This is a genomic window from Pseudoflavonifractor sp. An44, assembly GCF_002161675.1.
Lineage (GTDB): Bacteria > Bacillota > Clostridia > Oscillospirales > Oscillospiraceae > Enterenecus > Enterenecus faecium.
Genome location: NZ_NFIH01000021.1, coordinates 1 through 21,138 on the forward strand (window position 1 = coordinate 1; position 21,138 = coordinate 21,138).

At 60.3% G+C, this 21,138-nt stretch carries 18 protein-coding genes and 1 pseudogene; 6 read left to right on the forward strand and 13 right to left on the reverse strand.

What is annotated here, in order from left to right; translation table 11 throughout:
- From B5F98_RS13005 to B5F98_RS09700, 3 genes and pseudogenes are all read left to right on the forward strand, one after another.
- A pseudogene (locus tag B5F98_RS13005) lies at positions 1 to 424 on the forward strand (hypothetical protein); the annotation flags it as partial.
- An 85-nt stretch (positions 425 to 509) separates the two neighbouring features.
- Entirely contained in the window at positions 510 to 1,544 is a 1,035-nt protein-coding gene (locus tag B5F98_RS09695) for a M42 family metallopeptidase (RefSeq protein ID WP_087371966.1), read from the forward strand.
- A gap of 459 nt (positions 1,545 to 2,003) precedes the next feature.
- Positions 2,004 to 2,468: a hypothetical protein gene (locus B5F98_RS09700; RefSeq protein WP_087371969.1), complete on the forward strand. Its 465-nt coding sequence runs from the start codon at positions 2,004 to 2,006 to the stop codon at positions 2,466 to 2,468.
- Between the two features lie 253 nt (positions 2,469 to 2,721).
- Here B5F98_RS09700 and B5F98_RS09705 read toward each other — a convergent pair whose 3' ends face one another.
- The 13 genes from B5F98_RS09705 to B5F98_RS09765 form a co-directional block, all read right to left on the reverse strand.
- Positions 2,722 to 3,408 (reverse strand): V-type ATP synthase subunit D, encoded by a 687-nt coding sequence (locus B5F98_RS09705; protein WP_087234360.1) that lies wholly within the window; start codon positions 3,406 to 3,408, stop codon positions 2,722 to 2,724.
- Between the two features lie 3 nt (positions 3,409 to 3,411).
- Complete coding sequence (locus B5F98_RS09710; protein ID WP_087234362.1) at positions 3,412 to 4,794, reverse strand: V-type ATP synthase subunit B; 1,383 nt, start codon at positions 4,792 to 4,794, stop codon at positions 3,412 to 3,414.
- The gene (locus B5F98_RS09715; RefSeq protein WP_087371971.1) at positions 4,791 to 6,566 is read right to left on the reverse strand and encodes a V-type ATP synthase subunit A; all 1,776 of its coding nucleotides are present in this window, start codon (positions 6,564 to 6,566) and stop codon (positions 4,791 to 4,793) included. The genes B5F98_RS09710 and B5F98_RS09715 overlap by 4 nt, the downstream gene beginning before the upstream one ends.
- Before the next feature lie 216 nt (positions 6,567 to 6,782).
- Entirely contained in the window at positions 6,783 to 7,097 is a 315-nt protein-coding gene (locus B5F98_RS09720) for a V-type ATP synthase subunit F (protein WP_087371974.1), read from the reverse strand.
- Positions 7,098 to 7,112: 15 nt separating this feature from the next.
- Positions 7,113 to 8,111: a V-type ATPase subunit gene (locus tag B5F98_RS09725; protein ID WP_087371977.1), complete on the reverse strand. Its 999-nt coding sequence runs from the start codon at positions 8,109 to 8,111 to the stop codon at positions 7,113 to 7,115.
- Positions 8,112 to 8,155: 44 nt separating this feature from the next.
- On the reverse strand, positions 8,156 to 8,746 hold the full coding sequence (locus B5F98_RS09730) for a V-type ATP synthase subunit E (RefSeq protein WP_087371981.1): 591 nt from the start codon (positions 8,744 to 8,746) through the stop codon (positions 8,156 to 8,158).
- A gap of 15 nt (positions 8,747 to 8,761) precedes the next feature.
- Positions 8,762 to 9,256, reverse strand: a complete 495-nt coding sequence (locus tag B5F98_RS09735) for a V-type ATP synthase subunit K (RefSeq protein ID WP_087234373.1) — start codon at positions 9,254 to 9,256, stop codon at positions 8,762 to 8,764.
- 1 nt (position 9,257) lies between these two features.
- Positions 9,258 to 11,264 carry a V-type ATP synthase subunit I gene (locus B5F98_RS09740; protein WP_087371986.1) on the reverse strand — a complete coding sequence of 669 codons (2,007 nt, stop codon included), beginning with the start codon at positions 11,262 to 11,264 and terminating at the stop codon, positions 9,258 to 9,260.
- Positions 11,264 to 11,578, reverse strand: coding sequence for a hypothetical protein (locus tag B5F98_RS09745; RefSeq protein WP_087234377.1), 315 nt, complete (start codon positions 11,576 to 11,578; stop codon positions 11,264 to 11,266). Before B5F98_RS09745 ends, B5F98_RS09740 begins: the two co-directional genes overlap by 1 nt.
- A gap of 285 nt (positions 11,579 to 11,863) precedes the next feature.
- On the reverse strand, positions 11,864 to 12,556 hold the full coding sequence (locus B5F98_RS09750; protein ID WP_087371989.1) for a hydrolase: 693 nt from the start codon (positions 12,554 to 12,556) through the stop codon (positions 11,864 to 11,866).
- Between the two features lie 95 nt (positions 12,557 to 12,651).
- Entirely contained in the window at positions 12,652 to 13,695 is a 1,044-nt protein-coding gene (locus B5F98_RS09755) for a putative glycoside hydrolase (protein WP_087371992.1), read from the reverse strand.
- 143 nt (positions 13,696 to 13,838) lie between these two features.
- Complete coding sequence (locus B5F98_RS09760) at positions 13,839 to 14,093, reverse strand: pro-sigmaK processing inhibitor BofA family protein (protein WP_087233755.1); 255 nt, start codon at positions 14,091 to 14,093, stop codon at positions 13,839 to 13,841.
- Positions 14,090 to 14,326 carry a DUF2508 family protein gene (locus B5F98_RS09765; protein WP_087371995.1) on the reverse strand — a complete coding sequence of 79 codons (237 nt, stop codon included), beginning with the start codon at positions 14,324 to 14,326 and terminating at the stop codon, positions 14,090 to 14,092. Before B5F98_RS09765 ends, B5F98_RS09760 begins: the two co-directional genes overlap by 4 nt.
- Before the next feature lie 440 nt (positions 14,327 to 14,766).
- Between B5F98_RS09765 and B5F98_RS09770 the strand changes: the two genes are divergently transcribed.
- From B5F98_RS09770 to B5F98_RS09780, 3 genes are all read left to right on the forward strand, one after another.
- Positions 14,767 to 16,509, forward strand: a complete 1,743-nt coding sequence (locus tag B5F98_RS09770) for a Na/Pi cotransporter family protein (protein ID WP_087371998.1) — start codon at positions 14,767 to 14,769, stop codon at positions 16,507 to 16,509.
- A 204-nt stretch (positions 16,510 to 16,713) separates the two neighbouring features.
- Positions 16,714 to 18,711, forward strand: coding sequence for a toprim domain-containing protein (locus tag B5F98_RS09775; RefSeq protein WP_087372003.1), 1,998 nt, complete (start codon positions 16,714 to 16,716; stop codon positions 18,709 to 18,711).
- Positions 18,712 to 18,883: 172 nt separating this feature from the next.
- On the forward strand, positions 18,884 to 21,130 hold the full coding sequence (locus B5F98_RS09780; RefSeq protein ID WP_087372006.1) for a DNA gyrase subunit A: 2,247 nt from the start codon (positions 18,884 to 18,886) through the stop codon (positions 21,128 to 21,130).
- Positions 21,131 to 21,138 lie beyond the last annotated feature (8 nt).

Below are 21,138 nucleotides of genomic sequence, written 5' to 3' on the forward strand. Positions count from 1 at the left end.
CCCGGCGCCCCCCAGACCGCAGCCTCAGCCCAAGACCTGCTGTCTGCGCCAGCAAGTGCTGGACAGCCTGGAGCAATGGCAGCTGGCCCGACTGCTCAGCCGCCGGGCGGGCAAGCAGAGCCGCCAAATGTCCAACGTGGCCGCCCAGCTCCACCAGCAGGCCAAGCAGCTCTCGGCGGCCTACTTCCTCCAGTCCGGGGTCCGCTACTGGCCCGTGGCCCAGCTCACCGCCCCCCGGATGACCACCTACGTAGGGGGCCTGCGCCAGCTCTATCAGCGAAACCAGGCCCTCACCCAGGAGTTCCAGACCTGCCGAGCCAAGGCGGGCAGCCCCGACCTTGCCCAACTCTATGGACAACTGGCCCAGGAGGGCGTGAAGCGGGCGGCCCTGCTGCGCCAGCTGCTGGAGCAGACCGGGATGTGACCTTGCACATTCCCCCGACACCATGCTATACTAAAGTCCGACGGCATTGGGCCGCCGGACTTTTTCAACAAAGGAAGCGATCTGTGTGGAACACGTAGTAAATGACGCCGTGGAACAGGCTCTGGCCCTGCTGGCCATTGACAGCCCCTCCGGCTACACCGAAACGGTGGCACAATATACATACAATCATCTGAAAGACCTGGGTTTTGAACCCCAATACACCCGGAAAGGGGCCGTTCTGGTGAACCTCACCCCCAACCTGCCCCAGGCGGGCGGCCTGCTGCTGCTGGCCCACCTGGACACCCTGGGGGGCATGATCTCCCGCATCACCGGAGAGGGCCGCATCCACATTGTCAACGTGGGCGGCCTGCGTCCCCACAACTGCGAGGGGGAGAATGTGCGCATCCGCACCCGGGATGGCAAGGTGTACACCGGCACCTTCCAGCTCCACAACCCCTCCGCCCACGTCAACCCCGACTACGCCGACACCCCCCGCACCTTCGACACCATGGAGGTGGTGCTGGACGAGGAGGTGGAGAGCCGGGAGGACGTGAAGGCCCTGGGCATCTCCAACGGGGATGTGGTGTGTTTTGACCCCCGCACCACCGTCACCCCCTCTGGGTACATCAAGAGCCGCTTCTTGGACGATAAGCTGTCTGCTGGTATCCTCCTGGCCCTGGCCCGCCAGGTGGCCCATGGGAACGTGACCCCCACCCGGCCGGTGTGGCTCCACCTCACCGGATACGAGGAAGTGGGCCACGGCGGCTCCACCTCCGTCCCCGCTGGCATCACCGACGTGGTGGCGGTGGACATGGGCTGCGTGGGCGACAACCTGGAGGGCGAGGAGCGCAAGGTGTCCATCTGCGCCAAGGATGGCCGCTCCCCCTATGACTACGCCCTCACCAGCCAGCTGATTGAAGCCGCCAAGGCCGGCGGCGCCGACTACGCCGTGGACATCTTCACCAACTACGGCTCGGACGCCGACGCCACCCTCTCCGCCGGGTACGAGGTGCGCCACGGCCTCATCGGCCCCGGGGTGTTTGCCTCCCACGGCTATGAGCGCAGCCACAAAAAGGGCGTGCTGAGTACCTTGAAGCTGCTGGACGCCTTTGTGGGGTAAATTTCCTCTGTATATCTCTTCCCCGCCAAAATCTTTAGACTTATTAAAGATTTGGCGGGGAATCCTTTACTTTCCATCATATCTTCTCTTCTTTTTTATTATTATGTCGCATATTATGCAAAAAACATATTTCTTATGTATATGTATGTAGTTTTAACTTGCACGGGTAATATATATATGCTAGAATTAGTAAGGAGGCATGTATCCTGTGCATAAAAAAGGAAGTATATTTATGACAAATTTTTTATATTCATCTAAGACAAAAAGCTATTCTCAATCTCAATCTATAGCCCCATCTAAAATAACTATATCCGACATGAAGGTGAAAATTGCACGTAACATAACCAAATCTTGCACAGTTCCCCTCCTTATTTCCTTGCTTAAAATGAATCACGACTTAACAATTTCTATTTTGCATGGTATTACCACAAGTAACATGAACAAGGAGGACTGACTGCAATGGAAAACGATGAAAACAATCTGAATGATTCTGGGCTGTCCGACAACTCCGACAATTTAGAACAGGATATTCCTGCAGAAATCGAAGCTATTTTGGGAAGCGTTCCTCCAGATCAAAAGAAACATGCTGAGCGGTTAGTTATTGAAAAAACTTTTGGCATGTTAGGAATGGGACAACTATCTCAAGAAAACGAAATTGCTAAAAAAATCACTGAATCACATATAACCGACTATCTTCAAGCCTCCAGAGAACAAATGCAAAATACATATCAAGAACGTCACGAAAGAAAAATATTTACTTTTGGTTTGGTCGCTCTTGCACTGCTATTCTTTATTGCGATAATTGTACTATTAGATGAAAAAACTGATATATTGGAAAAAATCATCTATTCTGTTACTGGCTTAGTTGCTGGTGCATTTGGCGGATATGGTTTTGGCCGCAATCACAAAAAAGATGATGATTAAAAACATTTACGCTTAATAGGCTTAGTACAGATAAATTCTTAAATTATAAGATCTTATGATAATATTTAAAGCCCTCAGCAGAAAATAGGTATGCTTACCTTTTTCTGCTGAGGGTATATTTTTACACTATACATGTCCATACACTGTTGCAAAATGGTGGTTAGCCCCCCCTTCCCTGGTTGTCAATGCCCAGCGGGGATGGCTTCCAGTCCAAAAAACAAGGTGCCAAAATAGGCACCTTGTTTTTTTGCTCTTATTGGAAGTTCTGCAAAGCCTCAGCATCCCGGGCCTTCTGCTCCTCCAGGGCCTGCTTGAGCAGCATGTCCTTCACCTTCATCAATCGGGTGGTGGTGGAGCGGTCGTTCTCATCCAGCTTCATGGTGATATACCGGATGGCCTCCTGGGTGTTGGGAATCATCACATATTCCAGGGCGTTGACTCGGCGGCGGGTCTTCTCGATCTCCTCGGCCAGCAGCTGGGCCGTCTTTTCGATCTGGGCCAGCTTGAGCATGGACTGGAACACATCCCCCAGGGCCTCCACGGCGGAGTCCAGCTCGCCGGAGGTGGTGGCAAAGCCGTAGGGGAAGATGTCCGAGGTGTCGCTGGTGCGGGTCTTGTAGGTGTAGGTGGGCACGTTGACGCTCATCACATTGCGGAAGCTCATGTCCAGCTCCACGCTCTGCTTGGGGTACATCAGCGCCTGCTCCATGGCCGCCCCGCTCATGAGGGCGGAGGCCACGGTGAAGGAGCCGTGCACCCGCATCAGCTCCTCCTCCACCTGGCTGCGCAGGGCGCGCACCTCCCGCACGGTGTCCAGAAACTGCTTCATCAGCTCGTCCCGCTTGTCTTTGAGCAGCTTGTGGCCCCGCTGGGCGGTCTTCAGCTTGCGTTTTAAGCGGGTGAGCTCCATTCGGGTGGGATTGACAACGGTGGCAGCCATTGTTTATCCCTCCTTCTTGGGCAGGTACTTGTCGATATACTCCGGCTTGATGCGCTTGAGCTCCGCCTTGGGCAGGATGGACAGCAGCTCCCAGCCCAGGTCCAGGGTCTCCTCAATGGAGCGGTTGGTCTCATAACCCTGGTTGACATAGCGCTTTTCAAACTCATCGGCGAACTTGGCGTACAGCAGATCGGTGGGGGTCAGAGCGGCCTCACCCAGAATGGACATCAGCTCCTTGTTGTCCTTACCGGTGGAGTAGGCGGCAAAGAGCTGGTTCATGGTGTTGGCGTGGTCCTCTCGGGTCTTGCCCTCGCCGATACCCTTATCCTTCAGACGGGACAGGGAGGGCAGCACGTCCACGGGGGGATTGATGCCCTGGCGGTAGAGAGCACGGGAGAGGATGATCTGGCCCTCGGTGATATATCCGGTCAGGTCGGGGATGGGGTGGGTCTTGTCATCCTCGGGCATGGTGAGGATGGGGATCATGGTGATGGAACCGGGCTTGCCCAGCTGACGGCCGGCACGCTCGTACATGGTGGCCAGGTCGGTGTACAGGTAGCCGGGGAAGCCACGGCGGCCGGGCACTTCCTTCTTGGCAGCAGACACCTCACGGAGGGCCTCGGCGTAGTTGGTGATGTCGGTCAAGATGACCAGCACGTGCATGCCCTTCTCAAAGGCCAGGTACTCGGCGGCGGTCAGGGCCATACGAGGGGTGGAGATACGCTCCACGGCGGGGTCGTTGGCCAGGTTGGTGAACAGCACGGTGCGGTCGATGGCGCCGGTGCGCTTGAACTCCTGGACGAAGTACTCGGACTCCTCGTAGGTGATACCGATGGCGGCGAACACCACGGCGAAGTTGCCGGCGTCGTCGCCCAACACACGGGCCTGACGGGCGATCTGAGCGGCCAGCTGGGCGTGGGGCAGACCGGAGCCGGAGAAGATGGGCAGCTTCTGGCCACGCACCAGGGTGTTCAGGCCGTCAATGGTGGACACACCGGTCTGGATGAACTCGTTGGGGTAGTCCCGGGCGGCGGGGTTCATGGGCAGGCCGTTGATATCCCGGTACTCCTCGGCCAGGATCTCGGGGCCTCCGTCAATGGGACGGCCCATGCCGTTGAACACGCGGCCCAGCATGTCGCCGGACACACCCAGCTGGAGGGGGTGGCCCAGGAAACGCACCTTGGACTGGGCCAGGTTGATGCCGGCGGCGGACTCGAACAGCTGCACCACAGCGGTGTCGCCGTTGACCTCCAGCACCTTACCACGGCGGATGCCGCCATCGGGCAGCTCTACCTCTACCAGTTCGTCATAGGTGACGTTTTCCACCATCTTCACCATCATCAGAGGAGAGACGATCTCCTGAATGGTTCTATATTCACGAATCACAGGGTATCACCCGCCTTTTCCACAACTTCGTCGATTTCCCGCTCCATCTGCACCCGGATGTCGGCGTACTCCTGCTGGTACTGCTCCACGGGCACGGACTTGGCGCGGCCAATGCGCTCCCGGGCGGGGATGCCAAACAGCTCCATGGTGGGAGCGCCCTTGGCGATGGCGGCCCGGCACAGCTTGTCATAGTTCAGAATCATGGCCAGCAGCTGGGCCTGGCGGTCATAGCTGGAGTAGGAGTCCACGTCCATAAAGGAGTTTTGCTGGAGGAAGTCCTCACGCACCATACGGGCGGACTCCAGGGTCAGCTGGTCATTGGGGGACAGGGAGTCCTTACCAACCAGCTGCACAATCTCGTTGAGGCTGGCCTCGCTCTGCAGCAAGCTCATGGCCTGCTCCCGGTTGGCCATAAACTCAGGGCCCAGGTTCTCGTCAAACCAGGGCTTCAGGGAGTCCAGGTACAGGGAGTAGGAGTTGAGCCAGTTGATGGCGGGGAAGTGGCGCTTGTAGGCCAGCTGGGCGTCCAGAGCCCAGAACACCTTGACGATACGCATGGTGCCCTGGCTGACGGGCTCGGACAGGTCGCCGCCGGGAGGGGACACGGCGCCCACGGCGGTCAGAGAACCACGGCGGTCGTCGCTGCCCAGGCAGGACACGGAGCCAGCCCGCTCGTAGAACTGGGCCAGACGGGAGGCCAGGTAGGCGGGGTAGCCTTCCTCACCGGGCATCTCTTCCAGACGGCCGGACATCTCACGCAGAGCCTCGGCCCAGCGGGAGGTGGAGTCGGCGATGACGGCCACATCGTAGCCCATGTCACGGAAGTACTCGGCGATGGTGATGCCGGTGTAAATGGAGGCCTCACGGGCAGCCACGGGCATGTCGGAGGTGTTGGCAATGAGCACGGTGCGCTTCATCAGGGACTCGCCGGTGCGGGGGTCGATGAGTTCGGGGAACTCCCGGAGCACGTCGGTCATCTCGTTGCCACGCTCGCCGCAGCCAATGTAGATGACGATGTCCACGTCAGACCACTTGGCCACGGCGTGCTGCATCACGGTCTTGCCGGAGCCGAAGGGGCCGGGGATGGCGGCGGTGCCGCCCTTGGCCACGGGGAAGCAGGTGTCCACAATCCGCTGTCCGGTGGACAGGGGACGGACGGGGGGATACTTGCGCTTGTAGGGACGGCCCACACGCACGGGCCAGCGCTGGCTCATGGTGATCTCCACGTCGGTGCCGTCCTCACGGGTCAGGACCGCCACCACGGTCTTCACGTTGTAGGAGCCAGCGGGGGTGACGCTCTTCAGAGTGCCCTTGAGATAGGGGGGCACCATGATCTTGTGGAGCACCACGGGGGTCTCGGGGACGGTGCCGATGACGTCGCCGCCCTCCACTTTATCCCCCACCTTGGCCACGGGAGTGAACTCCCACAGCTTCTCGGGGTCGATGGGGGGAACCTCCACGCCACGGGGCAGGTTGTTGCCCCCCACCTTCTTCATGATCTCCTCCAGGGGTCGCTGGATTCCATCGTAGATATTCTCAATCATGCCGGGGCCCAGCTCTACGCTCATGGGGTAACCGGTGGTTACCACCTCGGCGCCGGGGCCCAGGCCGGAGGTCTCCTCATAGACCTGAATGGAGGCGGCATCCCCGTTCATGGTGAGGATCTCACCGATGAGGCGCTGGGGACCCACACGGACTACGTCGGACATGTTGGCGTCCGACAGGCCGGTGGCCACCACCAGGGGGCCGGAGACCTTAACTACTTTACCCATATCGTCGAAACCTTCCTTCTAGGTTTTGATTTTTGTGTATTCAAACACGCCATGGCAATGCCGAGACATAACGGCAAGTGGTATGACGGAGCAATTTTGTGTCAGACCGAGGCGTGGCTTTGCAGAAATCCTTTGTGGATTTCAAAAAGTCACAACGATGGTATGGCGCAAAAGGGCCCGTCAGAACCGCAGCCGTCATGGCGAGGGATTGCCCCATCAAAGAATGTCTGCGCCTACGGCACGTTCCACCGCTTTTTTGATGTTGCGCATGCCGATGCCCTGGCTGCCCTCTTTCCCGGGAATGAGAATGATGGCAGGGGTCAGCTCGTCCTTGTAGCGGGCGATGTCGCTGTCCATACTGGCCGCCAGGGTCTCGGTGAGATAGATAATCCCGTAGTTCTCCTTGGCGATGGTGTGGAGGGTGGTGCGGGCCTGGTCCACGCTGTCCACCGGAAAGGTGGCCAGCCCTAAGGCCTTGAAGCCCAACACGCTGTCCTTGTCGCCGATGACGGCGATCTGATAACGAGCCATGTCCCTTCCCCTCCTTTAACCGTAGGTCCGGCGCAGACGCTGCCGGATGGTGTCTCCGTCCAGGCCCGCCATACGGCCGGACAAAATGATGCGAATGGCGGTCATCTCCGCCTCCCGGGCGTAGAGATAGCCCACAATGGGCTGCTCGCCAAAGGCCACTCGGCGACCGGCACCCAGGTACTCCATCACCGCATCGTCGCACTGCCGCTCAAAGTCAGTCAGCGCCCCGGAGCCGGGGGCGGACAGAGCGGAGCCAGTGGCAGCGGCCTGGGAGAGAGGACTGGTGCGGAACAGGCCCGCCAGCTCGTCCCCCCGGGCAGTGGCCAGGGTACGGGCGGGGACATTGCCCCCGGGCACCAGCACCTGCTGGAGAAAATCCATGCCCTTGTTCAGCCGGGATGCCCGGACGCAGGAGCGCAGGTTGGCCACGTCAATGGTCAGGGCCACGTAGCCCTCCAGGAACTTGCTGTCCGCCTGACGGGCCATGGCAGTGAGCTCCTCAAAGTAGGCCCGGTCCAGGATGAAGTCGGACAGCTGGGGGTCGCCGGTGGCACCCAGGGTCTCCCGGGCACGGGCCACACCCCGGCGGAAGATGTCGGAGCAGCCCCGCAGATCCTCCCGCTGGTAGTCCTCCGCCAGCTTCTGGGGGTCGTACCGGCCGCCCCCCACCAGCAGGGACTCCTGGTTTGACCCCAGGGCTTCCCCCTTCACCAGCACCTTGGCATTGTGGTAGTCGTAGCTGCACCGGAACACATCCAGCAGCGCCCGGTTGCCCACAGCACTGCTCAAATCGTGGAACAGGTCGGTCTGGGCCTTGGAGAGCATCTCCTCAATGCCCCCTGCCGTCACCTGCCCCAGGTCTTCATATCCGCACTCGGTGAGCACCTTGGCAGCCTCAGAAAGCTCCCGGGCCTCAATCATCCGCTCCATGCGCTCATGGTTGAGCAGTCGGTTCTCCATGGCGTGGATGCGGGCGGATATGGTCAAATAATCCAAATCTTTCTCGTGTGACATGGTTGATTTCCCCCTTTCTGAAATGATGTGTGAAAGGGTCTGCATCAACCGAAGAGCACGTCTGCCACCTGGGTGGACAGGGTGTTCCGCTGCAGCCGCACCAGGGTCTCAAAGGTGCAGTTGACCTCCACCACCCCGTCGCTGAGGATGAAGCCTCCCTGCATGGGGCGGGTCTCCTGGGACAGGGTCAGCTGGCCCTTGTCCCCCAGCTTCTGGTTAGCGGCCACCACCACCGCCTTGCCCAACCGGGCCCGGTCGGCAGCGGAGAAGATGAGGGCCTCGGTGCCCTTGGAGGCAGCCTGGGCGGCCAGATCGGCCAGCAGAGCCACGCACTTCTCCTGGGGCAGCTGGGTGAGTTTCTTCATGGCCAGCTGGAAGGCCTCTTCCACGACCTCCTGCTTGGCCCGCAGCACTTCCTTGCGACACTCCAGCTGGGCCACGCTGGCCAGCCGTTCGCCCCGCTCGGCAGCGGCCTTCTCCCCACGGGCCAGGATGTCGTCGGCCTCGGCCTTGGCCTGAGCCTGATACTCAGCGGTGATCTTCTCCGCCTCGGCCTGGGCCGCTGCCAGCACGTCGTCCACTTCCCGCTGGGCATCGCTGCTGATGCGGTCTATGATCTTCTCGATTCCGTCCATAGTCTACCTCTCAGCTCAGAAGCCGAACATGATCATCAGGAAGGAGATGAGCAGGGACAAAATGGCGTAGAACTCCACGATGATACACAGCACCATGCCCTTGGACCAGTCGTTGGGGTTCTTGGCCACGATGTTCACCGAAGCGGCGGCCACACGGCCCTGGGCAATGCCGGAGAGCAGACCACCCAGTGCCATGGGTAGGCAGGCGGCCAGAATCAGCAGGCCGTTGGCCACGCTCAGCTGGGCCACGGTGCCGTCAAACAGGCCCATCTTCATCAGGGCCAAAAAGCCGATGACCAGGCCGTACAGACCCTGGGTGCCGGGGATGACCTGCAGGATCATGCACTTGGAGAACTGAGAGGGATCCTCGGACAACAGGCCGGCGGCGGCCTCACCGGCCAGACCGGTACCCTTGGCGGAACCGACGCAGGCCAGGCCTGCAGCCAGAGCAGCACCCAGAAATCCAAAGAAGGGACCGGCATACATGGTCAGAAATTCGCTGATATACATATTATTTTTCCTCCTCAATATCGACGTACTTGGTGTTGATTTCCAACGGACGCCAGGGACGTCCGCCTTCCTGATAAAATTGTTTGAAAAATTCCAGATATTGCAGTCGGGACGTGTGTACATAGGTACCAATGACATTGAGCCCGATGTTGAAGCTATGTCCCAGCAGGAAGATGATGAAGAAAATTGGGATCCCCAGCGCCGGGGGCAGCCCGCTGCCGGGCATGGCCGCCAGGATGTTGAACACCTGGCCGATGACCGAGCCGGCCAACATCATCACCATCAAGCGGGAGTAGGAGAGGATGTCTCCAAAATAGCCGGTGACACCGTTGTACACCGCACCGATCACCGCACCCAGCTTCCCGCCGATGCCCTTGGCCCCCCGGGCCTGGCCCAGCAGCATCAAACAGCCCACGATCAGCACCACCGGGTAGCCCGACACATTGCCGATGCCCAAGGCAAACAGGGCGATGCCCACAAAGATGACCCACCAGGATCCCACGTCCAGCACCGCATCCAGCACCTTGCCGTCCCGGCACAGCATCCAGAACTTCACCGCCATGCCCACCACGATCTGAACCAGGCCTACCACCAGGGAGAACACCAGCACACTCATGGGATCGCCCATGACGTTGAGCAGCGGGCTGGGTACGCCGCTGCCCTCGGGCGCCGACAAAAACGGAATCACCGGCTGGGGCAAGCCCAGCATCCCGGTAAACTGCACCAAAAAGTCGGAGAAAAAGCCACCGGTGAGCAGGCCGATCACCGCAGAGGAAATGCCGCACATGATCATCAGCCGCACCAGCTGACCGAATCCCCCCTTGGGACGGATCCGCCACTGGATGAATGCGGTGACGGCGGCCAGGATCAGGCCGTAGCCCAAATCGGCAAACATAAAGCCAAAGAAAAACACATAAAAGGGCATCATCAGCCCATTGGGATCCACTCCGTCATAGGCGGGCAGGGAGTACATGGTGGTAATGGTGGTCAGCGGCTCGGTGAGCCGGTTGCTCTTGAGCTTCACCGGCACCGTGGGATACTCCTCCCGCTCCGGCGCCCGGATGTCCCAGGCGCAGACATAGCCCCTCAGGGCCTGTCCCAGCGCCTCTACGTCGGGGTCGGGCACCCAGCCCTCCAGATAGAAGGCACATTCCGAATCCACCAGTCGACCCTTGGCCTCCTCCCGAGCGATGTCCTGAGCCACCCGGTCCAGGCACAGACGCAGAGCGTCCCGGTGGGGGGCAAAGGAGGCGATGTGCTCTTTGGCCTCATCCATCTTCTGGGCCACCACCGCCAGCTGGTTGTCCAGCTGCCGGTCATTGTCCGCCGCCGTCCCTGTCCAGCCCCGGAGGTTGGAGCGGGAGAAGCCAAACTCCCGCATGGCCTCACAGCAAAGCTCCTCCACATCGCTATGACAGATGAGGAGGAAATACTGCAAGTCCCGGTCGGCGCTGGCATAGGTCAGGCTGGTCAAGTCACTGGCCTGGGTCACCGCCGCCTCCATGGCGGCGTAATCCGCCCGGGCGGGGATGGTGCCGAAGATCACGGCAATGTTCTCATCCCCGGACAGCTCCAAAGGTACATCCAGGGACAGCCATGGGGCCAGCGCCGCCTTTTGAGTTTGCAACTTGCCCTGCTCTGCCGTGAGGTTGGCCAGCTCCCGCTCCCCGTCCACAATGGCCTGAGCGGTGTCCAGCCCCCGCCGGTAGCTGTCCTGGTCGAACAGCTCCTTCCGGCTCAGCCGGGGCCGGGGGCGCAGCAGCCCCCCCTTGAGAGAGACGTGCCTGGCCAGCACGTTCAGCGCCTGGTTGAGCAGATTGCTCTGCTCCCGGGCGGTGGCCAGTCCCTGTCCATCCGGCTTGCCCACCGCCGCCCACTGGGGATCGGACAGATCAATGGCAGGCTCGTCCACCTCCACGCACCCCAGCTTTTGCAGCAGGTGCAGCAGGCTCTCACGCTCCGACCGCATCCCCATCAGGCGCAGCCGTTTCATTTTTACGATTGCCATCAGTTTTTACCTACCCTTCCAACAATGAGGTCCGCCGCTTGCTCCAGATGCCCGCGGGCCTGCCGCTTCATGGCCTCACAGGCCTGGGCGTTGCCCTCCAGCACCTGGCGGGACTGCTGGGCGGCCAGCTCCTCGGCCTGGGCCATCATGGCCTTGGCCTTCTCCTGGGCCTGGGCCCGGGCCTCGGCCACCAGCGCCTTTCCAGCCCGCTGGGCGTCCGCCACAATCCGCTTGGCCTGGGCGGCAGCTTCCGCCTTCTGGCCCCGGGAGGCCTCCTCGGTCTGGGTCACCTTCTGGATGGCTTCAAATGCCATAGTATCTCACCTCTTTCTGGGACTCAAAGGTCATCAGGTTCCTTGGTTAGATGATCCCCGATTATGTTAAAATTGTACCACATTTGTCAAATCAGTTCAATAGTTTTTTAAGATTTTCGGTGAAAAAGTTCTACACTTCTTTTTGTAAAATCCCTGTGTTTTTTGTATTTTCCGTTCTATTTTTATCTCTTTTCTACTTTACTACCTATTTAACTAATGTTCCACAAAAAGAAACCCCCAGGGCGTACGCCTTGGGGGCATAAAGGAATCGGGTATGTGGAAGGCTCAGGTTTCCCCCTGTTCCTGGCGGTAGCGCTGCATGGAAACGGCGAACAGATCCGCACTGCTGGGCGGGGTATAGGTAATGGCGTTGGCCCCGGCGGCGATGGTCTCCAAAATGCTCTCGTCGGTGGGTCCGCCGGTGGCGATGATGGGGACGTTGGGGAACTGCGCCCGCACCGCCCGGACGATCTCAGGGGTGTGCCGGGCCCCGGAGATGTTGAGGATATCCGCCCCGGCCTCCAGCCGGGCGGCGATGTCGGTGTTGGGGGACACCACAGTGACCACCACCGGGATGTCCAGCACCTGCTTGAGCCGACGCACCACGTCGTTTTGGGTGGGGGCGTTGACCACCACCCCGAAGGCGCCCTCGTGCTCGGCGTCGTTGGCCAGGTTCACCACCCGCAGACCCCGGGTGACGCCGCCGCCCACTCCCACAAACACGGGCATGTCGGCGGCCTGCATCACCGCTCGGTGGATGGCGGGCTGGGGGGTGAAGGGGTAGACGGCCATGACGGCGTCGGCGTTGATGTTGCGAATCACCGCCACGTCGGTGGTAAAGGCCAGGGATTTGATTCTCCGCCCGAATACCCGGATGCCGGAGCACTCGGAGATGCAGGTGGGAATTTTAATCATGTGGCTGCGCAGGGTGCCCTCGTACTCAGGCACCCACTTGCGGGGGGCAATTTTCTCTGTCATGGGGGTTCTCCTCTAAATGGGACAATGAAGAATGAAAAATGATGAATGCAAACCCTGATCGTGCTTGCGGCTCCCTCCGGGAGGCTTTTCGTCGCTCACTCCCAGATGGTCTGACCGCTGGTGTTCTCCTGGACCACCAGTTGGCGGGAGGGATCCATCCCCGCCTGGGTCAGCGCACGGGTCACCTGGGTCTGGGTGGTGGCCTTGTTCAGGGTCACCCACACCCGCTGGGTGTACTGGGCCAGCAGCTGGGGGGTCATGCCGCTGGTCACGCCGCCCTCCACCAGGGAGTCTCCCCGCACCTGGGCGGAGAGGCGCACCTGGCTGCCCTCCAGGGCCTGGGTGACCTCCTGCCAGAACTGCTCCACCACGGTGGCGCGGGTCTGGGGGTAGTTGGTGGACTGGGCCAGCACGTGCACCTCCCCCTGGTCGGGGAAGTAGGCGCTGTCCAGCACCAGCTCGTCAAAGCCCATCTGGGACAGCTCCACGCACAACTCCACCAGGTACTGCCGCACCTGGGTATTCACCGGGCTGACCCAGCTCATGCCCATGAAGTCATACCAGCGGTTGCCGCTACGGGCCATCAGTAGGCTACCTCCCACGTTGGCAGCGGCCAGGGCCTGGTCCCGGAAGCAGTCCACCCGGGCCACCAGGTAGATGTCCTGGGCGGTCAGAGCGTTGAGGGCCTGGGTGAGGCTCTGGGTGGTGGACACCGTGCCCAGCTGACGGGCCAGAGCGGCCTGGCTGGGCCATTGCAGCTTGCCCCACTCGCCCTTGACCTGAACCACCACGGCGTCACAGCCCGTCTGCTGGGCCAGGGTCTGGGCCGAGCCGTCCAACAGCTGGCTCACCGTCACGTCCACCGCCCGAATCTCCTCTGTCTCCGGGGCCTGGGAGGGCGTGGGAGAGGGCTGGGGGGAATCGGAGGGGTCCGGCTCCTGGGTGGGGGTGTCGGAGGCTGGGGTCTGGGGGGTGTCCGTGGTCTGCCCCTGGGGCAGCCAGCTGGGCAGCGCCCCGCCGTTGTTCAACGCCAGCAGGTATCCGCCGCCGCCCACCACCAGGATGGCCAAAATACACACGATAAGTTTCAGGAAGGTGCTGGCGCCGCCGCCCCGTCCCTGATATCCTCTATATCCCATGCGGTTTCGTCTTCGCACCGAAACCACCCGCCTTTCTCATCTGGAGTCTCTGGGGGCAGCGCTGGGCCGCCCACCGTGCCCCTTATTCTACCACACCTTTCCCAGCGATTCCACCGACATTTTGTAGATATTTTCCCGCCCCCTCAGCGGAACACCCACTGTGTCAACATGAGAAGCCCAAATCCTGGAACTCCCAGCACCCCCAGCACCAGGCCGTTGAGGGCGTTGAAGCCCAGGTACACCCCCAGGCTGGGCCCGATGCCCTGGAGGCCCCACAGCACCGCCATGGCCACCCCCCACCGCACCGCCAGCTTTCCCAGCAGGCGCAGGGGGCGGCGGAAGATTGCCAGCAGCATCAGCGCCCCCAGGGCCACCCCCAGCCACAGACCCCAGCTCATCGCATTCCCTCGTCGGCGGCGTCCAGGCGCTTGACCTGGCGCACCAGGTAGGAGTAGCGGCTGCGCAGGGCGTTGATCTCATACACGCAGGCGTCCACCAAGTCCGGGTCCGAGTGCAAATTGAACTGGGCATAGGCCTGGTTGAGCTGCACCCGGGTCTGGGCCACCCCCTCCATCAGGCACCGGCGCTCCTCCAGCCTGACATTCCTCCCCCGTTTTCTTCCCACCGTCATAGGGCATCCTCCTTTGGTTTTTTGTTCCAGATTCTCTCCCAGTTTAAGCGAAATACATAAAAATTATTCCAGACCGGAAAAACTCTCCTAATATGGAGCCTCGCAGAGTTCCGTCACCCGCAGGTGACGGAATCCATTGAAATCTCGTCATTTCCGGGGACATGTGCATCGGAAATGACACCTCTCATGGCGGACGGGGTGACTTTTTCGCAAGAAATCGAGCCCCATCCGCCATGCAATCCCCCACTCAAAGAAGTCCTGGGACTTCTTTGAGTGATTAAAAATTATTCCTCTATTGGTGGAGTGGTTATAATACGGAAAGGAGTGGCGGCTCTGGTATCAGATTTTTGGGACACACACTCTTTACACTCCGTTTACGTGTATGTTATACTATGACCAGTTATGTCCAAATTTGAAGAAAAAGATTGAGGTATGCGACTATGGATTTATTCGACGTCCTGACGATGTTGGGCGGCCTGTCCCTGTTCCTCTTTGGTATGTCCATTATGGGCGATGGACTGGAGCGAGCAGCGGGCAACAAGCTCAAAACCATCCTGGAGCGGCTCACCTCCAGCCCCATCAAAGGCTTCTTCCTGGGCCTGGTGGTCACCGCCATCATTCAGTCCTCCTCTGCCACCACGGTGATGGTGGTGGGCTTCGTCAACTCCGGTGTGATGAAGCTCAATCAGGCCGTGGGTATCATCATGGGTGCCAACGTGGGCACCACGGTGACGGCCTGGATTCTGTCTCTGTCCGGCATTCAGGGCGACAGCTTCTTTATCCAGCTGCTCAAGCCCACCTCCTTCTCCCCCATTCTGGCCGTCATCGGCGTGGTGCTGTATGTGTTCCTCAAGGACAACCGCAAGCGGGACATCGGCGCCATTCTGCTGGGCTTTGCCACCCTCATGTTCGGCATGGACACCATGTCCGGGGCTGTGGCCGGTCTGAAGGACGTACCTGAGTTCACCAACATCCTGCTGATGTTCTCCAACCCCATCCTGGGCGTGCTGGCTGGCGCGGCTCTCACCGCCATCATCCAGTCCTCCTCTGCCTCTGTGGGTATCCTGCAGGCCCTGGCCTCCACGGGTGTGGTGACCTTTGGCTCCGCCATCCCCATCATCCTGGGCCAGAACATCGGCACCACCGTCACCGCCATGCTCTCCTCGGTGGGCGCCAACAAGAACGCCCGTCGGGCTGCCCTCATTCATCTGTATTTCAACGTCATTGGTACCATTACCTTCCTCATTTTGTTCTTTATCCTGCAAGTCTTCATCCCCATGCCCTTCCTCAACGACAGCATCAACGAGTTCTATATCGCCGTGGTCCACACGGTGTTCAACGTGGTGTGCACCCTGGCCCTGCTGCCCTTCAACAAGCTGCTGGTGAAGCTGGCCTGCGCCACCATCAAGGAAGAGGCCAAGGAGCCCGAGGTCATGCTGTTGGACGAGCGCCTGCTGGTCACTCCTCCCATCGCTCTGGAGCAGTGCAACAAGCTGGCCATCGGCATGGCCAACCTGGCCAGCACCTCCGTCCAGCGTGCCCTGGGCCTCATCACCTCCTACAACGAGGAGGACGCCAAGCTGGTGTGCGAGGTGGAGGATCAGCTGGACCAGTACGAGGACCAGATTGGCTCCTACCTGGTAAAACTGTCCACCAAGACCCTGTCTGTGGATGACAGCCGCGCCGTGTCCCTGCTGCTGCACTCCATCAGCGATCTGGAGCGCATCAGCGACCACGCCAAGAGCATCCAGATCTCCGCCCAGCGGATGCACAACAAGCACAACCAGCTCTCCGGGGACGCCAAGGAGGAGCTGCAGGTGCTGGCCAAGGCCGTCACCGCCGTCACCAAGGAGACCGCCAAGAGCTTCGCCGACGACGACAGCAAGCAGGCCCGGAAGGTGGAGCCCATGGAGCAGGTGGTGGACCACCTGTGCTCCAACATGAAGGCCCGCCACATCAAGCGTCTCCAAGACGGGGCCTGCCGTGTGGAGCAGGGTATGCTCTTCACCGACGTGCTGGGCGACTGCGCCCGCATCTCCGACCACTGCTCCAACGTGGCCGCCGCCATCATCGAGCTGCACCACGACAGCTACGACACCCACCAGTACCTGGATGACCTGCGCAGCGACCCCGAATTTAAAGAGCTGTACCAGGAGTATCTGGCCCAGTATCCCCTCCCCTAAGCAAATCGGCAACATGCACGCATTTCCAACCGCCGCAGCCACAGCGCTGCGGCGGTTTTGTTTGCACTCCTACGGGCGAACCAGTGAAGAGTGAAGAGTGAAAAGTGAAGAAGTGGAAGCGGCAAAGCCGCTTCCTTGACGGGGGCCAAACCTTGCGCTATAATTAAAATGAAATGATATGCTCATACAAAAGTAGGTGCAACTATGGCAAAAGCCAGTGTAAAGACAACATATGACAACCAATCCATATCTTCCCTGAAGGGTCCGGACCGGGTGCGCAAGCGCCCCGGCGTCATCTTCGGCTCCGACGGACTGGACGGCTGCCAGCACGCCGTGTTCGAGATTCTCTCCAACGCCATCGACGAGGCACGAGAGGGCCACGGCAGCCAGATCATTGTCACCCGCTACCAGGACCACTCCATTGAGGTGGAGGACTTCGGCCGGGGCTGCCCCGTGGACTGGAACGAGGCGGAGGGCAAGTACAACTGGGAGCTGGTGTTCTGCGAGCTGTACGCCGGCGGCAAGTACAAAAACGGGGACGGGGACAACTACGAGTACTCCCTGGGCCTCAACGGCCTGGGCTCCTGCGCCACCCAGTACGCCTCCCGCTACTTTGACGCCACCATCTACCGGGACGGCTTTAAGTACACCCTCCACTTTGAGCGGGGCGAACTGGTGGGGGAGATGATCAAAGAGCCCGCCGACCGGAAAAAGACCGGCTCCAAGTTCCGGTGGCTGCCCGACCTGGACGTGTTCACCGACATCGACATCCCCCTGGAGTACTACACCGACACCTTGAAGCGTCAGGCGGTGGTCAACGCCCCGGTCACCTTCCGGCTGCGCAACCAGATCGGGGCCAACCGCTTTGAGACCACCGACTTCAAGTACGAAAACGGCATCATCGACTATGTCACCGAGCTGGTGGGAGATCAGTCCCTCACCCCCCCGGTGTTCTGGCAGACCGAACGGAAGGGTCGGGACCGGGCGGACAAGGCAGATTATAAGGTAAAGCTGTCTGTGTCCTTCTGCTTCTCCAACACGGTGAATTTGGTGGAGCACTACCACAACTCCTCCTGGCTGGAGTACGGCGGCGCCCCGGAGAAGGCCATGCGCTCCGCCTTTGTCTCCGCCATTGATTCCTGGCTCAAGCAAAACGGCAAGTACCAAAAGAGCGAGTCTAAGATCACCTGGGCGGACATTCAGGACTGTCTGGTGCTGGTGAGCAACAACTTCTCCACCCAGACCAGCTACGAAAACCAGACCAAAAAGGCCATCACCAACAAGTTCGTCCAGGAGGCCATGACCGAGTTCCTCCGCTCCCAGCTGGAGGTCTACTTCATCGAGAACCCCTTTGACGCCGAGAAGATCGCCGGACAGGTGCTCATCAACAAGCGGTCCCGGGAGACCGCCGAAAAGACCCGCCTGGGCATCAAAAAGAAGCTGTCCGGCTCGGTGGACATCTCCAACCGGGTGCAGAAGTTCGTGGACTGCCGCACCAAGGACGTCGCGAGGCGGGAACTGTATATCGTGGAGGGCGACTCCGCTCTGGGCGCCTGTAAGCTCAGCCGAGACGCTGAGTTCCAGGGTATCATGCCCGTTCGTGGTAAGATTCTCAACTGTTTGAAGGCCGATTACGCCAAAATCTTCAAAAGTGAGATCATCACCGACCTGCTCAAGGTCATGGGCTGCGGCGTGGAGGTGAAGGACAAGCACGTCAAGGACCTGTCCGCCTTCGATCTGTCCGCCCTGCGGTGGAACAAGATCATCATCTGTACCGATGGCGACGTGGACGGATTTCAGATTCGCACCCTCATCCTCACCATGCTCTACCGCCTCACCCCCACCCTCATCCAGGAGGGGTATGTGTTCATCGCCGAGTCCCCCCTGTACGAGATCACCTGTAAAGAGAAGACCTGGTTTGCCTACTCCGACCGGGAGAAGGCAGAGATCTGCCAGCAGCTGGACGCTGAGAAGAAAAAGTATGACTTGCAGCGCTCCAAGGGTCTTGGTGAGAACGAGCCGGACATGATGTGGCTGACCACCATGAGCCCGGACACCCGGCGGCTCATCAAGGTCATGCCCGAGGACGTGGAGCGCACCGCCCAGGTCTTCGACCTGCTGCTGGGGGACAACCTCCAGGGCCGCAAGGATCACATTGCGGAAAACGGCTACAAATACCTGGATATGGCCGATATTTCATAACTTCTATCTCTCATTTGTTGCTCCTGTAGGGGCGGGGCTTGCCCCGCCCGTATCACCAGGGCAATTCCAGGGTAGCAACGGGAGGGGCAAGCCCCTCCCCTACCCCCACGCCGGAAAGTCCAAAGCGTGGATTTTAACGCTAGAAATCGTATCATGATAAGGACGGAATTACATGGCTAAGAAGAAGTCCCCCGCAGAGGGGGCAAAGAAGAAGACAAACCCCAACGTCATGGGACTCCACGCCCAGGTGCTGGAGCAGCCCATCACCCAGACCCTGGAGCTGAACTACATGCCCTACGCCATGTCGGTGATCGTCTCCCGGGCCATCCCGGAAATCGACGGCTTCAAGCCCAGCCACCGAAAGCTGCTGTACACCATGTACCAGATGAAGCTGCTCTCTGGGCCCCGCACCAAGAGCGCCAACGTGGTGGGCGCCACCATGAAATTAAATCCCCACGGCGACGCCGCCATTTACGACACCATGGTGCGCCTCTCCCGGGGCTATGGGGCTCTGCTCCACCCCCTGGTGGACTCCAAAGGTAACTTCGGCAAGGTGTACTCCCGGGACATGGCCTGGGCCGCCTCCCGATACACCGAGGTGCGGCTGGATGCCATCTGTCAGGAACTATTCCGGGACATTGACCAGGACGCCGTGGACTTTGTGCCCAACTACGACGGCAAGCTCCAAGAGCCCACCCTGCTGCCCACCACCTTTCCCAACGTGCTGGTGGCGGCCAACCAGGGCATCGCCGTGGGCATGGCCTCCAACCTGTGCGGGTTCAACCTAGGGGAGGTGTGCGAGGCCGCCATCGCCCGGATGAAGAACCCGGAGGCGGACCTGCTGGCCATTTTGAAGGCCCCGGACTTCTCCACCGGGGGCCAGCTGCTCTACGACCAGAAGGCCCTGGAGGACATCTACCGCACCGGTCGGGGCAGCGTGAAGCTGCGGGCCAAGTGGAACTATTCCAAGAGCGAAAACCTCATTGAAGTTACTGAAATCCCCTACTCCACCACCGTGGAGGCCATCATTGACAAGGTGGCGGAGCTCATCAAGGCGGGCAAAATCCGGGAAATCTCGGACATGCGAGATGAGACGGGTCTGGACGGCCTGAAACTGGCCATTGACCTCAAGCGTGGCACCGACCCGGACAAGCTCATGGCCAAGCTCTTCTCCCTCACCCCCCTGCAAGACTCCTTCTCCTGCAACTTCAACATCCTCATTGCGGGCATGCCCCGGGTGATGGGAGTGGGCGAGATTCTGGACGAGTGGACGGCGTGGCGGATGGACTGCGTGCGCCGCCGCACCTACCACATCTGCAAAAAGAAAGAGGACAAGCTGCACCTGCTCCGGGGTTTGAAGCAGATTCTGCTGGACATCGACAAGGCCATCGCCATCATCCGGGAGACAGAGGAGGAGGCGGAGGTGGTGCCCAACCTGATGATCGGGTTCGGCATCGACCAGATTCAGGCCGAGTACGTGGCAGACATCCGGCTGCGCAACATCAACAAAGAGTACATCCTCAAGCGGGTGGAGGAGGTCTCCACCCTGGAAGAGGAGATTGCGGACCTCACTGACCTGATGAACTCCCCCAAGCGGATTCAGAAGGTCATCATCACCGAGCTGCAGCAGGTGAAGAAGAAGTACGACACCCCCCGGCGCACCGAGATCATCTACGAGTACGAGAACCTCTCCGCCGAAAAGGCCGCCGCCCAGGAGGCCCCGGACTACCCCGTCCACGTCTTTCTCTCCCAGGAGGGGTATTTTAAAAAGATCACCCCCCAGTCTCTGCGCATGAGCGGAGAGCAGAAGTACAAGGAGGGGGACGGCCCCTACCTGCACTGGGAGGGGAGCAACCGGGACGAGCTGCTGGTGTTCACCGACCGCCAGCAGTGCTACAAGACCCGCCTGTCCGACTTCGACGACTCCAAGGCCAGCATTCTGGGCGACTACCTGCCCACCAAGCTGGGTATGGACCCAGAGGAAAAGGTGGTGTGGGCCTGCTGTCCCGGCGACTACTCCGCCCACCTGCTCTTCTTCTTTGAAAACGGCAAGGCCGCCCGGGTGGAGCTGGGGGCCTACCAGACCCAGACCCGGCGGAAAAAGCTTACCACCGCCTACTCGGACAAGTCCCCCCTGGTGTCCGCTCTGGTACTCTCGGAGGACACCGAAATGGCGGTATGCTCCACCGAGGGGCGCTGCGTGGTGTTCCACACCGCCTCCCTCACCCCCAAGTCCACCCGCTCCACCCAGGGTGTGAACATCATGACCCTGAAACCCAAGTACAAGGTGGAGTGGGCCAAGCCCCTGAGCGAAACCACCATTGTAAACGCCCCCCGGTACCGGGCCCGCTCCCTGCCCATTGCCGGTGCACTGCTAAAGGAAGAGGACCGTGGCGAGACGCAGCTGTCTCTGCTGTAACAAGGAGA